We start from the raw sequence: 14,390 nt of genomic DNA on the forward strand, positions 1-14,390 counted from the left end.
CTCACACCGGTCTCACGGCCGCAGGGTCGCCCCAGGCGATGAAGGACGGCACGATGAAGCTGTCGCCGCGCTCGCCGTAGCGCAGCGGCACGCCGGCCTCGCTGGTCACCGTTCCGCCGGCGGCGACCACCACGGCGTGGCCCGCCGCCACGTCCCATTCGGAGGTCGGGCCGAGCCGCGGATAGATGTCGGCGAGGCCCTCGGCCAGGCGGCCGAACTTCACCGCCGAGCCGAGCGCCAGTCGCTCAGCGCCAGGCCGCGACGAAATGAAGGCCTCGCTGCGGGCATCGCCATGCGACCGGCTGACGGCGGCGACCCATGGCGCGCCCGGCTCCGGCATCGGGCGGGTGTGGATCGGCACCGCCTCGCTCAAGCCGGCCTCCGTGAACGACAGCCGCTCGGCGCCGCGGCCGACCAGGCCGCGCCAGATCAGGCCGATCGCGGGCGCGCAGACGATGCCGAGCAGGGGGCTCGCGTCGCTGACCAGCGCCAGGTTGACGGTAAACTCGCCGCGGCCGGCGACGAACTCCTTGGTGCCGTCGAGCGGATCGATCAGGAAGAAGCTGCCCTTGAACGGCGCGGAGCAGGACGCGACCCGCTCCTCGGACAGCGCCGGTATGTCCGGCGCCAGCCGCGCCAGCCCTTCGGCAATGACGCGGTCGGCGGCAAGATCGGCCTCGGTGACCGGCGAGCCGTCGGATTTGTCCGAGACGGCCATCGCGCGGCGGTTCACCGCCAGGATCGCGTGCGCGGCCTCGACGACGAGCTCGGTCAAGGGCGTCATCAGCGTTGCGGCCGCCTCGGCACCGATGGTTCCTGCAATCGGCCCGCTCGTCATCGCGAGGGGCTCCCGTCGACCATTCCATACGCAGCTTGCATCATCGCATCCTCGTCTGGGGCGCCGTACCGGCGCAGCCGGGCAGGGCCGTTCGCACCTTCATTGGGCAGACTTTGCTTGGGAAAACCGCCACGTACTTTCCCGTGTCCTGCCCTCAGCTCGGTGGCGGTCCATGCTTTCGCAGTGTATCAAGCGTTAAAGCAAGCATGATTCGTCCAGTTTCGCGGATTTCAGGAACATCGAATGTCCGGCACGTCCTCCTCCGAGATCGCCAATCCGATTCCCGCTCCCGATACGCTCGAACTTGCTGCTCTGCTCTGCTCGAAGGTCTGTCACGACCTGATTAGTCCGGTCGGCGCCATCGTCAATGGCCTCGAGGTGCTCGACGACAATCCCAAGCCGGAAGACCGCGATTTCGCGCTGGAGCTGATCCGCAAGAGCGCCAAGACGGCTTCGGCCCGGCTGCAGTTCTGCCGCCTCGCTTTCGGCGCCGCCGGCTCGGCCGGCGCGCAGATCGACCTCGGCGATGCGCAGACCATGGCGCGCGGCCACATCGAGGACGCCAAGACCTCGATCACCTGGAATCTGCCGCGGTTGCTGCTGCCGAAGAACCGGGTCAAGCTGCTGCTCAACATGATGGTGGTGGCGCAGCAGACGATCCCGCGTGGCGGCATGCTGACCGTCGATCCGATCGGCGACGGTGAGACCATGAGCTTCCGCGTCGCCGCGACCGGCCTCAATGCGCGGCTGCCGCAGAACATCGTCAACCTGCTCGGCGGCGAGCTGCAGTCGACCATCGACGCGCATGCGGTGCAGCCTTATTACACTCGCCTGCTGGCCGACGCCTGCGGCCTCAAGGTGACGCTCGCGGCCGACGGCGCTGCGATGGTCGTGCAGGCGGCCTGATCGCATTTGCGCGATGCGCAGGCGTCGCTGCTGCGACCTCGTGTCGCCAATGGGCGCACGAATTCGTTTACCAGGGTTAATCAAGTCTTGCGGATGTGTCCGAAATTGTCCGGAGACATCTTATCTCTTTGTTGAGTCCGTTCATTTGCGCTTACTCAACTAATATTAAACGCTTTGCACCGAAACTGGCCACGGTTTGAAGGGCGCGTCATGTCGCGTTCCGTTGCGTGCGAAGGCCAGTTTCAATGGATGACCTGTTGCGTGAGTTCCTGACGGAGACCAGCGAGAGCCTGGATACCGTCGACAATCAGTTGGTGCGGTTCGAGCAGGAGCCGAACAACGCCAAGATCCTGGATAACATTTTCCGGCTGGTGCACACGATCAAGGGGACCTGCGGCTTCCTCGGCCTGCCGCGGCTCGAAGCGCTGGCGCACGCCGCTGAAACCCTGATGGGCAAATTCCGCGACGGCATGCCGGTGACCGGCGAGGCCGTCACGCTGATCCTGACCACGATCGACCGGATCAAGGACCTGCTGGCGCAGCTCGAAGCCAACGAGTCCGAGCCCGAGGGTGAGGACCGCGACCTCATCAGCGAGCTCGAGGCGATGGTCGAGCGCGGCATGGCCGCGATGGCCGCCGGCGAGGCCGCGCCGCCGCTCGTGCCCGCGGCTCCGGCCGCGCCGCCGGCACCTGCGGTGACGCAGGGCTCGCTGATCGACCAGACCCTGGAGCGTCCGCTGCGTCCGGGCGAGGTCTCGCTCGACGAGCTGGAGCGCGCCTTCCGCGAGACCGCGATCGAGACGCCGCCGGCGCATGAGACCGCGCCCGCGCCGAAGGCGTCCGCCCCGCAGGCCGCTGCGCCCAAGCCTGAGCCGGCGAAGGCGGAAGCAAAGGTCGAAGCGCCGAAGAAGGTGGCGCGGGCCAAGGCCAATGCCGACGGCGAGGTGCACGAGAACGACAAGGTCGCCAACCAGTCGATCCGCGTCAACGTCGACACGCTCGAACATCTGATGACGATGGTCTCTGAGCTGGTGCTGACGCGCAACCAGCTGCTCGAGATCGCCCGCCGCAACGAGGACACCGAGTTCAAGGTGCCGTTGCAGCGCCTGTCGAACGTCACCGCCGAGCTGCAGGAAGGCGTCATGAAGACGCGCATGCAGCCGATCGGCAATGCCTGGCAGAAGCTGCCGCGCATCGTCCGCGATCTCGCGACCGAACTCGGCAAGCAGATCGAGCTCGAGATGCACGGCGCCGACACCGAGCTCGATCGCCAGGTGCTCGATCTGATCAAGGACCCGCTCACCCACATGGTGCGCAACTCGGCGGACCATGGCCTGGAGACGATGGCCGAGCGCGCCGCGAGCGGCAAGGCCGAGCAGGGCACCATCCGCCTCTCCGCCTATCATGAAGGCGGCCACATCATCATCTGCATCGCCGACAACGGTCGCGGCCTCAACACCGAGCGCATCAAGGCCAAGGCCTTGGCGAACGGTCTCGTCACCGAGGCCGAGCTCGAGAAGATGACGGAAGCGCAGATCCACAAGTTCATCTTCGAGCCGGGCTTCTCGACCGCCGCTGCCATCACCTCGGTCTCCGGCCGCGGCGTCGGCATGGACGTGGTGCGCACCAACATCGACCAGATCGGCGGCACCATCGACGTCAAGTCGGTCGCCGGCGAGGGCACCTCCGTCACCATCAAGATCCCGCTGACCTTGGCGATCGTCTCGGCGCTGATCGTCGAGGCCGGCGGCGACCGCTTCGCGATCCCGCAGCTGTCGGTGGTCGAGCTGGTGCGTGCGCGCGCCAACTCCGAGCATCGCATCGAGCGCATCAAGGACACCGCTGTCCTGCGCCTGCGCAACAAGCTGCTGCCGCTGATGCATCTGAAGAAGCTGCTCAAGATCGACGACGGCTCGTCGACCGATCCCGAGAACGGCTTCATCGTGGTGACGCAGGTCGGCAACCAGACCTTCGGCATCGTGGTGGACTGCGTGTTCCACACCGAGGAAATCGTGGTCAAGCCGATGTCGACCAAGCTGCGGCACATCGACATGTTCTCGGGCAACACCATCCTGGGCGACGGCGCGGTCATCATGATCATCGATCCGAATGGCATTGCGAAGGCGCTCGGCGCTGCCGGCTCGGCCTCGCAGGCGGTCGCCGACGAGCATTCCTCGCATCACATCATCGGCGGCGAGCAGCTCACGTCGCTGCTGGTGTTCCGCGCCGGCACGGCGCAGCCCAAGGCAGTGCCGCTGGCGCTGGTCACGCGTCTCGAGGAGATCGCGGCCGACAAGATCGAGATCTCCAACGGCCGTTACATGGTGCAGTACCGCGATCAGCTGATGCCGCTGGTGCAGATGGAGGGCGTGTCGGTGCAGACCACGGGATCGCAGCCGATCCTGGTGTTCGCCGACGAGACCCGCGCGATGGGTCTCGTCGTCGACGAGATCATCGACATCGTCGAGGAGCGGCTCAACATCCAGGTCTCCGGCGCCAAGGACGGCATCCTCGGCTCGGCCGTGATCAAGGGCCAGGCGACCGAGGTCATCGACGTCGGCCACTTCCTGCCGATGGCCTTCGCCGACTGGTTCATCCGCAAGGAGATGGCCACTGAGGCGCAGACGCAGTCGGTTCTCCTGGTCGACGACTCGCCGTTCTTCCGCAACATGCTGGCGCCGGTGTTGAAGTCGGCCGGCTACAAGGTGCGCACGGCGGCATCCGCCATCGAGGGCCTCGCCACGCTGCGCTCCGGGCACACCTTCGACATCGTCGTCACCGACATCGAGATGCCGGAGATGAACGGCTTCGAGTTCGCCGAGGCGATCCGCTCCGATCAGAACCTGAATCAGCTGCCGGTCATCGCGGTGTCGTCGCTGGTCTCGCCGGCGGCGATCGAGCGCGGCCGGCAGGCCGGCCTGTACGACTACATCGCCAAGTTCGACCGGCCCGGCCTGATCGCGGCGCTGAAGGAACAGATCGAGGAACGGGCGCGCGCCGAAGCCAACCGGCGGGCCGCGTGACAGGAACGGGCAGGAGTAGCGTGCGATGAGCAGCAAGATTGAGACCACCGAGGGCGCAGCCGTCGAATACGTCACCGCGATGATCGGTGGACAATTGTTCGGCCTGCCGATCTCGCGGGTGCAGGACGTGTTCATGCCGGAGCGGGTGACGCGGGTGCCGCTGTCGTCGGCCGAGATCGCCGGCGTGCTGAACCTGCGCGGCCGCATCGTGACCGTCGTCGACATGCGGGCGCGGCTCGGCCTCGCCAGGGCCGAGGACGGCAAGCCGCCGATGGCGGTCGGCGTCGACCTGCGCGGCGAGTCCTACGGCCTCTTGATCGACCAGATCGGCGAGGTGCTGCGGCTGCCGGAGGAGAGCCGGGAGGAGAACCCGGTGAACCTCGATCCGCGCATGGCGAAGCTCGCCGGTGGCGTGCACCGCCTCGATGGCCAGCTGATGGTCATCCTCGATGTCGATCGCGTGCTCGAGCTCGCTGCCGACAAGATGGCGGCCTGAGGCCGCAGCTTTGAGCGCAACGACGCAGATGGCTTCGTTGCATTGGACCCCGATTCCGAGAGGCTGATATGAGAACCTGTCTGGTAGTTGACGATTCCAGCGTCATTCGAAAAGTGGCGCGGCGCATTCTCGAAGGTCTGGATTTCCAGATCGTCGAGGCGGAGGACGGCGAGCAGGCGCTGGAGATCTGCAAGCGCGGGCTGCCCGACGCCGTCCTGCTCGACTGGAACATGCCCGTCATGGACGGCTATGAGTTCCTCGGCAATCTCCGCCGCATGCCCGGCGGCGATGCGCCCAAGGTGGTGTTCTGCACGACCGAGAACGACGTCGCGCACATCGCGCGCGCGCTGCATGCCGGCGCCAACGAGTACATCATGAAGCCCTTCGACAAGGACATCGTGACAGCCAAATTCCAGGAAGTCGGCCTGATCTGATCTCCGTCGGGTCGAGTAGCCCGTGCTCGTCCGGGCTTGCCGTCGCCCTCTGCCTCTGTCCTGTTGGTGAACTATGAGCGTCGCGTTGGCCAGTTCTTCGATCCCGAGTTCGACCAGGCAGGAACCTCTCCGGGTGATGGTCGTGGACGATTCCGTCGTCATCCGCGGCATGATCTCGCGCTGGATCAGCTCCGAGCCGGACATGGTCGTGGCGGCGTCGCTCCGCACCGGCCTCGAGGCGGTCAACCAGATCGATCGCGTGAATCCCGACGTCGCCGTGCTCGACATCGAGATGCCCGAGCTCGACGGCATCGCGGCGCTACCGAAGCTGCTTGCCAAGAAGAAGAACCTTGCCGTCATCATGGCCTCGACGCTGACCCGCCGCAACGCGGAGATCAGCTTCAAGGCGCTGTCGCTGGGTGCGGCCGACTACATCCCCAAGCCCGAGAGCACGCGCGAGGCCTCGGCTGCGGAGAATTTCCACTACGATCTGATTCAGAAGATCCGCAATCTCGGCGCCAAGGCGCGCCGCGCCGCTCCCGTGCATCACGCCCCCGCGGCGGCTCCGCACGTTCACGAGCTCAGGCCGGCCGCGGTGCCGCGCCCGCTCGCCGCACCCGTTCCCGCGCATGCCGCACCCCATGTCCCGGCGCAGATCGCGCGGCGCGCCTTCAGCTCGCAGATGCCGAAGGTGCTGCTGATCGGATCGTCGACCGGCGGACCGCAGGCGCTGATGTCGGTCGTCACCGAGCTCGGTGCGGTGATCGATCGTTTCCCGGTGCTGATCACCCAGCACATGCCGCCGACCTTCACCACCATCCTGGCCGAGCATCTGGCGCGCTCGAGCCGCCGGCCGGCGCATGAGGCCATCGACGGCGAGGTCATCAAGCCGGGCCAGATCTATCTCGCGCCGGGCGGACGCCACATGCGCGTCGCACGCCATGGCGCCGACGCGGTCATCGCGCTCGACAACGGGCCGCCGGTGAATTTCTGCAAGCCGGCGGTGGATCCCCTGTTCACCTCGGCCGTCGACATCTGGCAGGGCGCGACGCTGGCCGTGATCCTGACCGGCATGGGCTCCGACGGCATGCGCGGCGGCAAGGACATCGTCGCGGCCGGTGGCAGCGTCATCGCGCAGGATGAGGCGACCAGCGTGGTCTGGGGCATGCCGGGCGCGGCCGCCAATGCCGGCATCTGCGCGGCCATCCTTCCCTTGAATCAGATTGCACCGAAGCTGGTCCGTCTGTTTGCTGGAGACCGTTCGTGACCCCCCTGGACTATGAGTTCCTGCGTAAGCTCCTGAAGGACAGGTCCGGTCTCGACCTGTCGGCGGACAAGCAATATCTGGTCGAGAGCCGGCTGTTGCCGCTCGCCCGTCGCGCCAACCTGCCGGGCATTCCGGAGCTGGTGCAGAAGATGAAGAGCGGCGCCGAGCAGCTCACGACGCAGGTGGTCGAGGCCATGACCACCAACGAGACGTTCTTCTTCCGCGACAAGATTCCGTTCGATCATCTGCGCGAAGGCATCCTGCCGGCGCTGATCCAGTCGCGCGCCAGCCGTCGTTCCCTGCGCATCTGGTCGGCCGCCTGCTCGACCGGACAGGAGCCGTACTCGATCGCGATGTGCCTGCGGGAGCATGGCGCGGCGCTTGCCGGCTGGCGTATCGAGATCATCGCCACCGACCTGTCGCAGGAGGTGCTGGAGAAATCGAAGGCCGGTCTCTACAGCCAGTTCGAAGTGCAACGCGGCTTGCCGATCCAGCTGCTGGTGAAATACTTCACCCAGCTCGGCGAGCTCTGGCAGCTCAGCGCCGACATCCGCGGCATGGTCCAGCATCGCCAGCTCAATCTGCTGCAGGACTTCTCGCATCTCGGCAAGTTCGACGTGATCTTCTGCCGCAACGTGCTGATCTATTTCGACCAGGAGACCAAGGCCTCGATCTTCGAGCGGATGGCCAAGGTGATGGAGCCCGACGGCACGCTGCTGCTGGGTGCCGCCGAGTCGGTGGTCGGCATCACGGATGCGTTCAAGCCCAACCAGGAGCGGCGGGGTCTGTACCAGATCAATCCGGTCCGCAGCCCGCGCGGCGGCGCTGCGCTGCTGCCTGGCCTGAAGGTGGTCGCGGCGCGCTGATCGCGCGCCGTCCGCAAGGACCATCCCGACTCCAGGCCAGGGCTCTTTCCAAGCCGGGGCTTTCGTCCTCAGCCGCCGGCTTACGTCGGCCGGGCATCGGCGGATCATTCGCAGACGCAAATCTTTTTCCCCGACCTGGAACTTTTTTCGTTCTGGCGCGTCGATTCACGCCTTGGTGTGGCCGAAGCGTGTTGCCTTGATGGCAGGGGGAATGAATGAAAACGAGCGTGCGTCCTCGAATCGTGACGCGGGATCTCCCTGTCATTGCGAAGTCACCGACTGGGATCGACGGCCTCGACGAGGTCACCTTCGGCGGTCTGCCGCAAGGCCGGCCGACGCTGCTGTGCGGCGCCGCCGGATGCGGCAAGACGTTGTTCGCAATGACGTTTCTCTACAACGGCGCGGTCGCCTATGACGAGCCGGGCGTGTTCATCGCGTTCGAGGAGCAGCCCGAGGATCTGATCAAGAATGTCGGCTCGCTGAGCTACGACATCGAGCGGCTGATCGAGCAGAGGAAGATCGTCGTCGACCACATCCATCTCGACCGCAACGAGATCGAGGAGGCCGGCGATTATGATCTCGACGGCCTGTTCATCCGCATCGGGTTCGCAATCGATTCCGTCGGCGCCAAGCGCGTCGTGATCGACACGATCGAGACGCTGTTCGGCGGTCTCGACAACCAGGCCGTGCTGCGCTCCGAGCTGCGCCGCCTGTTCGAATGGCTGAAGAGCAAGGGCGTGACCGCCATCATCACCGGCGAGCGCGGCGACGGCACGCTCACCCGCTATGGTCTCGAGGAATATGTCGCCGACTGCGTGATCCTGCTCGACAACCGCGTGCACGACCAGCTGTCGACGCGCCGGCTGCGCGTCGTGAAGTATCGCGGCACGGCGCACGGCACCAACGAATATCCCTTCATCATCGACCAGGAAGGCATCACCGTGATGCCGATCACCTCGTCGGGCCTGTCGCATGATGCCTCGACGGAGCGGGTCTCGACCGGCATCGCCGATCTCGACGAGATGCTCGAGGGCCGTGGCTACTACAAGGGCTCGAGCATCCTGATCTCGGGCATGGCCGGTGCCGGCAAGTCGACGGTCTCGGCGCATTTTGCCAACTCGATCTGTGCCGCCGGACAGCGCTGCATCTACTTCGCGCTCGAGGAATCGCCGCAGCAGATCGTGCGCAACATGCGATCGGTCGGACTCGACCTGCAGCAATGGGTCGATCGCGGCCTGCTGCGCTTCTCGGCGCGCCGTCCGAACCTCTACGGGCTGGAGACACACCTCGCGGCCATGCACCGTGAGGTGAAGGAGTTTGATCCCGCCGCCGTGGTGGTCGACCCGATCTCGTCGTTGATGGGCGCCGGACTTGCCGGCGACGTGCATTCGATGACGCTGCGGCTGATCGACTTCCTGAAGTCGCGTGGGGTGACCGCTCTGTTCACCAATCTCGGCGCCGGCAGCGCGGAGACCGCGACTACGGAGATGCAGATCTCCTCGCTCACCGACACCTGGCTGCTGCTCTACAATCGCGAGAGCAACGGCGAGCACAATCGCCAGCTCTATCTGTTGAAGTCGCGCGGCATGGCCCACTCCAACCAGGTGCGCGAGTTCCTGATGAGCGGCGACGGCATCGCGCTGCGCGAGGTCTATTTGGGTCCCGAGGGCGTGCTCACGGGATCGGCCCGGGTGGCCCAGGAGGTCAGGGATCGTGCCGACCGCCTGTTGCGCACGCAGGACTTGGAACGCCGCACGCGGGAGATCGAGCGCCGCCGGCGCGAGATCGCGGCGCAGATCGAAACGCTGAAGGCGCAGCTTGCCAGCGAGGAGGGGGAGATGGAGCTTCTGAACCTGGAAGGTGCCGCCCGCGAGGATCAGCGCTCCGCCGATCGCATCGCAATGGTGCAGAGCCGCTCGTCGAAGCGAGCGGTGAGCTCGCCGTCGAATCCGATGACATCAGGCAAATGACGGCGACAGCAATGGAACAGGATGGCTATAATCTGCGGCTCTACGTTGCGGGCCAGACGCCAAAATCGCTGGCCGCGCTCGCCAACCTCAAGAAGCTGTGCGAGACGCATCTGCCCGGCCGCTACACGATCGAGGTGATTGATCTGATGAAGGATCCTGCGCTGGCGCAGCGCGATCAGATCGTCGCCATTCCGACGCTGATCCGGCAACTGCCCGAGCCGCTCAAGCGCATCATCGGCGACCTCTCCAATGCGGAGAAGGTGCTGGTCGGTCTGGACATTGCTCCGAGCTGAACGGAGGACGCGTGGCGGCTAAAGATGTGATGCAGGCGGCCCGGCCGCGCAACGAGGCGGAGGAGACCGTCGAGGCGATCCATCGCGGCAATGTCGATGCCGTGGTGGTGCAGGGCCCGAGTGGACCCCAGATCATCATGCTGCAGGGTGCCGACGCGCCCTATCATGTCCTGGTCGAGCGCATGAGCGACGGCGCGCTGACGCTCGATGCAGACGGCAGTATCGTCTACGTCAACTCGCGGCTGTGTGCGCTGACGGGGCTTAGTGCGCAGCAATTGGTGGGGCGCAGCTTCGCCTCGTTGTTCGCCGGCCCGGTGCCGCAGCAGCGCGCCGACGACGCGGCGAGCGATGCGCAGTTGCGCCGCTCCGACGGCGACGGCCTGCCGGTGTCGGTGTGGATGCGGCAGATGGCGATGGGGGGCGTCGCCGCCACCCTGGTGACGCTGACCGACATGTCGATCCAGCGCCGCGCCGAGGAGGTTGCCACCGCCGAGCGCTTCGCGCGCTCGATCCTGGAGCAGGCTACCGATGCCGTGGTCGTGCTGGCACTGGACGGACGGATCACCCATGCGAGCTGGGTCGCCGAGCAGCTCGCGGAGCGCTCACCGGTCGGGCAGCTGTTCTCGGAGGCCTTTCCGCTCGATGCCCAGAGTGCGAGCCAGCAGGGCACCCTGACCCGCTTCTCACGCGAGAGTCTCGATCGGGCGCTGGCCACCAAGCCCTTCCACGGCGTCGAGGTCGCCCTGCGCAACGAGCGCATGTCCGGTCGCTCGTTTCTGCTGTCCGGCGGGCCGCTGGTCAACGACGCCAAGGACACCGTGGGCTCGATCGTCACCCTGACCGACATCACCGAGCGCAAGCGGGCCGAAGAGCAGCAGACCATGCTGGTCGCGGAGCTGAACCATCGCGTCAAGAACATCCTGGCCATCGTGCAGTCCGTGGCCGGCCAGACGCTGCGCACCTCGCCGTCGCTGCCGGCCTTCAACAAGGCGTTCTCCGGGCGGATCCAGGCGGTGTCGATCGCGCACGACATCCTGACCCAGACCCGCTGGATCGGCATCGGCTTCAACGAGCTGCTCACCACCGTGCTGGCGCCCTACGGCGTCGGTGAAGGCCGCATTGCGATCGAAGGGCCTCCGGTGTTGCTGGAGGCGCGGCTGGTGCTGCCGCTGTCGATGGTGCTGCACGAACTCGCCACCAATGCCTCGAAATATGGTGCGCTGTCCGCGCCCCTGGGGCAGGTCACGATCTCCTGGCGGCGGTGCGACGACCGCAACAGGCTGGAGCTGGTCTGGATCGAACGCGGCGGCCCGCGCGTGGAACGCAGCGGATCGCGCGGCTTCGGCACCACCCTGATCGACCGCGTCGTCCGCTTCGATCTCGACGGTGAAGCCGCGCTGGATTTCGAGCCCGAAGGGATCCACTGCAGGCTCACTTTCGCGCTGACGGCCGAGACGTCCCCCGAACATCCGCCCGCCTCGGCCGTGCAGCCGGATTAGAGCATGATGTGTTTCTTCGGAATCGCATCATGACGGCACGACGCACCTTTTCGATCCCGCAGCGCGCAGCTTCGAGGTCAGCCCCGCTCTCACCCTCCCCTGGAGGGCAGGGCTATCGCATATGGTCAATCTGAGTGTGTCGCGAAACCGTCTCCACATCGTCATGCCCGGGACAAGCCCGGCCATGACGACGCGGAGGGAGATGGGCGCAAAACATCGATCGCCATATGCGATAGCCCTGCCCTGGAGGGGGAGGGTCGGCTCACATGGAGCTCAGCGCAATGTGAGCCGGGGTGGGGTGATCCCTCGACTTGCACCGGTTTCGCGGAGAGATCACCCACCCCGCTCGCCCGCTTCGCGTGCGATCGACTCCTCCAGGGGAGGGTAAGACAGAATCCGCGGGCCTTCCGTCGCCCCTATCAGCACGTTGGGGATCAGAGCATGATGCGTTTCCACATCATCGCATCATCCTCTAGAGGCTGGTGCGGGAACCCGCATGATTCCGGAGGGAACATGCGGGCCGTCGAAGGGGACGATGATGAACGAAGGTTCGCTAACCTTCGATGCGTTCGACCGAGTCGACCGATGAATTGACGCGCAAATGAGCCATGATCGCGCTTAGATGCCTTAGGTCGTAGACATCCAGGTCGACGATGAGCTCGTTGAAGCCCAGAGAACGACGCGTGGAGATGTTATCAATGTTGCCGTCCTGCTCGTTGATCACCGAGGCTATGGCGGCCAGGTTTCCCGGCTCGTCGACATATCTGACGAGAATGCGCGCCGGAAAGCGCCGGGGGCCGGAGTCGCTTTCCTCCCAGCGGGCGTCGACCCAGCGTTCAGGCTCGCCCTCGAACTTCTCCAGCGATCTGGATTGAATCGGATAGATGGTGAGCCCCTCGTTCCGAGTGACGATTCCGACGATGCGCTCGCCCGGCAACGCACCGCCCTGAGGCGCGAACTTGACGGGCAAGCCGGATTTGAGGTCTCCAACCCAGGTAGATCTCCAGCCGCTTGTCCGATTTTCCTGCGTCGTGAAGAACCGTACTCTGATCGCAACGCCCTTCTTTCCGCCGGGACGGAGACCTTGATCTTCCTGGTAATCGGGATAGATCGCCCGTGCGACATTGGACGCCTTGATCTCTCCGCGCCCCACGGCTGCCATCACCTCGTCGACCGAGCCGCGGCGCAGTCGGGGGAGCGCTCCCTTCAGCTTGTAGTCGACAAAATCGAGCTTGATCCGCTCGAAAAATCTCTCGACGATACGCCGGCCCAGGTCGGCGTATTGCTCATCGACCGCTTTGCGGGTCGCTCTCCGGATCGCTGCCCGCGCCTTGCGTGTCCGCGCAAGCGTCTCCCATGCAGCCGGCGGCGCAGTCTGCGCGTCGGATATCAGCACCTCGACGGAGTTCTCATTTTCGAGCTCCGTCGACAGCGCCGCGAACTCTCCGTTGATCTTGCAGCCCACAGCACTGTTGCCCACGTTCGTGTGAACTGCGTAGGCGAAGTCGATGGCTGACGCGCCCCGCGGCAGTGCGATCAGCTTGCCTTTCGGAGTGAAGCAGAAGACCTGATCGCGAAAGAGCTCGAGCTTGGTATGCTTGCGGAAGTCTTCGGTGTCGGCGTGCTGCGAGAGAGCACCGATCGTCTGACGCAACGAAGCGAATGCATCCGATTCCTGCTTCGACGGCCTGCCGAACGAGTCCGCATCGCTCTCAAAGGAAGACGCTGTCGTCCCGAGTTCGGCGATGAAATCCCCCTCGTCGGTTCGGATCTGCAGCTCGATGCGTTGCTTGCCTGGGCCGATCACCGTGGTGTGAATGGCGCGATAGTCCATCTCCGTCGGTGTGGAGATGGTGTCCACGAACTTGCCGGGGACGACCGGCCAGACGGTGTGAACGATGCCGAGCGCCCGGTAGCACGACGCGTGATCCTGCGTAATGATGCGGAACGCATAGTGGGTGAGCTGCTCGAAACCGAGCGATCGGCGCTGCATTTCGAGCCAGATCGCGAATGGCTTCTTGCGTCGTCCGATGACCCGGGCCGCCAGTCCGCGCTCCCGGAACTTCGTTGCCAGCTGGCTTTCGACCTCGGTGATCAGGTCGGGGTTTCGTGCTGTGATCGCGTCGAGCCGCTGGAGCAGCAGACCATATGCGCTCGGATCGATCGCGCGAAAGGACAAGTCTTCGAGCTCCTCGCGCATCTCCTGCATGCCGACGCGGCCGGCGAGCGGTGCGTAGATTTCGAGCGTCTCTTGTGCAAGACGAAACTGGGCCGCCTCCGGCATCCGCTCCAGACCTCGCATCTCGTGAAGTCGAGCAGCCAGCTTGACCAGGAGGACCCTCACGTCGCCGGCGATTGCGACGAGGAGCTTCCGCAGGTTCTCCGATTGCTCGGACGCCTGCGGAACAAGCTCCAGCTTCCTCATTCGCTTGAGGCCGTCCACCAGCTGACCGACCTCACGCCCGAACAACTGCTCAATCTCGCCTACCTCGATGCGCGCGGCTTCCGTCTCGGCGCTGCCGCCGTGAATGAGCGCGGCGACGATCGTCGCATCGTCCAGCCGCTGGTCGCAGACGAGCTTTGCGATCGCTGCCGGTGATGATTGCCTGCGCTTCGGTGCAGTCTGATGAGTTCTTCCATTGAGCGTGCCGTAGCGATACGCGCGTCGGATCAGGTTCTCGTCCGTCCTTGGATTGTAGGTTCGTATCTGCTCGACGAGCTGGTCGATTTCGGCGGTGTCTTCCTGATCTCCTTCGCTCGTGTCGTCAAATGCGGGCTGTTCATCGATGGGAGCGCTC

At 65.4% G+C, this 14,390-nt stretch carries 11 protein-coding genes; 9 read left to right on the plus strand and 2 right to left on the minus strand.

Annotated features, from left to right (window positions below):
• Position 1: 1 nt before the first annotated feature.
• Entirely contained in the window at positions 2-838 is an 837-nt protein-coding gene (cysQ, locus tag QXZ94_RS31620) for a 3'(2'),5'-bisphosphate nucleotidase CysQ (RefSeq protein ID WP_315725036.1), read from the minus strand.
• Between the two features lie 243 nt (positions 839-1,081).
• Between cysQ and chpT the strand changes: the two genes are divergently transcribed.
• The 9 genes from chpT to QXZ94_RS31665 all read left to right on the plus strand — a co-directional run bounded on the left by chpT (position 1,082) and on the right by QXZ94_RS31665 (position 11,592).
• Entirely contained in the window at positions 1,082-1,744 is a 663-nt protein-coding gene (chpT, locus tag QXZ94_RS31625) for a histidine phosphotransferase ChpT (protein ID WP_172115018.1), read from the plus strand.
• A gap of 245 nt (positions 1,745-1,989) precedes the next feature.
• Complete coding sequence (locus QXZ94_RS31630; RefSeq protein WP_315725039.1) at positions 1,990-4,767, plus strand: hybrid sensor histidine kinase/response regulator; 2,778 nt, start codon at positions 1,990-1,992, stop codon at positions 4,765-4,767.
• 25 nt (positions 4,768-4,792) lie between these two features.
• A complete protein-coding gene (locus QXZ94_RS31635) occupies positions 4,793-5,263 on the plus strand; it encodes a chemotaxis protein CheW (protein WP_172114528.1) in 471 nt (156 codons plus the stop codon).
• 68 nt (positions 5,264-5,331) lie between these two features.
• Positions 5,332-5,697, plus strand: coding sequence for a PleD family two-component system response regulator (locus tag QXZ94_RS31640; RefSeq protein WP_006613312.1), 366 nt, complete (start codon positions 5,332-5,334; stop codon positions 5,695-5,697).
• A gap of 73 nt (positions 5,698-5,770) precedes the next feature.
• On the plus strand, positions 5,771-6,964 hold the full coding sequence (locus QXZ94_RS31645; RefSeq protein ID WP_315725042.1) for a chemotaxis response regulator protein-glutamate methylesterase: 1,194 nt from the start codon (positions 5,771-5,773) through the stop codon (positions 6,962-6,964).
• Entirely contained in the window at positions 6,961-7,830 is an 870-nt protein-coding gene (locus tag QXZ94_RS31650) for a protein-glutamate O-methyltransferase CheR (protein ID WP_315725044.1), read from the plus strand. Before QXZ94_RS31645 ends, QXZ94_RS31650 begins: the two co-directional genes overlap by 4 nt.
• 215 nt (positions 7,831-8,045) lie before the next feature.
• A complete protein-coding gene (gene kaiC / locus QXZ94_RS31655) occupies positions 8,046-9,800 on the plus strand; it encodes a circadian clock protein KaiC (RefSeq protein WP_315725047.1) in 1,755 nt (584 codons plus the stop codon).
• On the plus strand, positions 9,797-10,093 hold the full coding sequence (locus QXZ94_RS31660; RefSeq protein ID WP_006613308.1) for a circadian clock KaiB family protein: 297 nt from the start codon (positions 9,797-9,799) through the stop codon (positions 10,091-10,093). The genes kaiC and QXZ94_RS31660 overlap by 4 nt, the downstream gene beginning before the upstream one ends.
• Positions 10,094-10,104: 11 nt before the next feature.
• On the plus strand, positions 10,105-11,592 hold the full coding sequence (locus QXZ94_RS31665; protein WP_315725049.1) for a sensor histidine kinase: 1,488 nt from the start codon (positions 10,105-10,107) through the stop codon (positions 11,590-11,592).
• 553 nt (positions 11,593-12,145) lie between these two features.
• Here the strand turns inward: QXZ94_RS31665 and QXZ94_RS31670 are convergent.
• Positions 12,146-14,320 (minus strand): RelA/SpoT family protein, encoded by a 2,175-nt coding sequence (locus tag QXZ94_RS31670; RefSeq protein WP_409998813.1) that lies wholly within the window; start codon positions 14,318-14,320, stop codon positions 12,146-12,148.
• Positions 14,321-14,390: the final 70 nt, after the last annotated feature.

It is taken from the genome of Bradyrhizobium sp. SZCCHNS2022 (genome assembly GCF_032377575.1).
Taxonomy (GTDB): Bacteria; Pseudomonadota; Alphaproteobacteria; order Rhizobiales; family Xanthobacteraceae; genus Bradyrhizobium; species Bradyrhizobium aeschynomenes.

Excerpts from the sequence above, each read along its gene's own strand:
- kaiC (WP_315725047.1), top strand. The coding sequence starts at position 8,046 with ATGAAAACGAGCGTGCGTCCTCGAATCGTGACGCGGGATCTCCCTGTC.
- chpT (WP_172115018.1), top strand. The coding sequence starts at position 1,082 with ATGTCCGGCACGTCCTCCTCCGAGATCGCCAATCCGATTCCCGCTCCC.
- QXZ94_RS31630 (WP_315725039.1), top strand. The coding sequence starts at position 1,990 with ATGGATGACCTGTTGCGTGAGTTCCTGACGGAGACCAGCGAGAGCCTG.
- QXZ94_RS31635 (WP_172114528.1), top strand. The coding sequence starts at position 4,793 with ATGAGCAGCAAGATTGAGACCACCGAGGGCGCAGCCGTCGAATACGTC.
- QXZ94_RS31645 (WP_315725042.1), top strand. The coding sequence starts at position 5,771 with ATGAGCGTCGCGTTGGCCAGTTCTTCGATCCCGAGTTCGACCAGGCAG.
- QXZ94_RS31640 (WP_006613312.1), top strand. The coding sequence starts at position 5,332 with ATGAGAACCTGTCTGGTAGTTGACGATTCCAGCGTCATTCGAAAAGTG.
- QXZ94_RS31660 (WP_006613308.1), top strand. The coding sequence starts at position 9,797 with ATGACGGCGACAGCAATGGAACAGGATGGCTATAATCTGCGGCTCTAC.
- cysQ (WP_315725036.1), bottom strand. The coding sequence starts at position 838 with ATGACGAGCGGGCCGATTGCAGGAACCATCGGTGCCGAGGCGGCCGCA.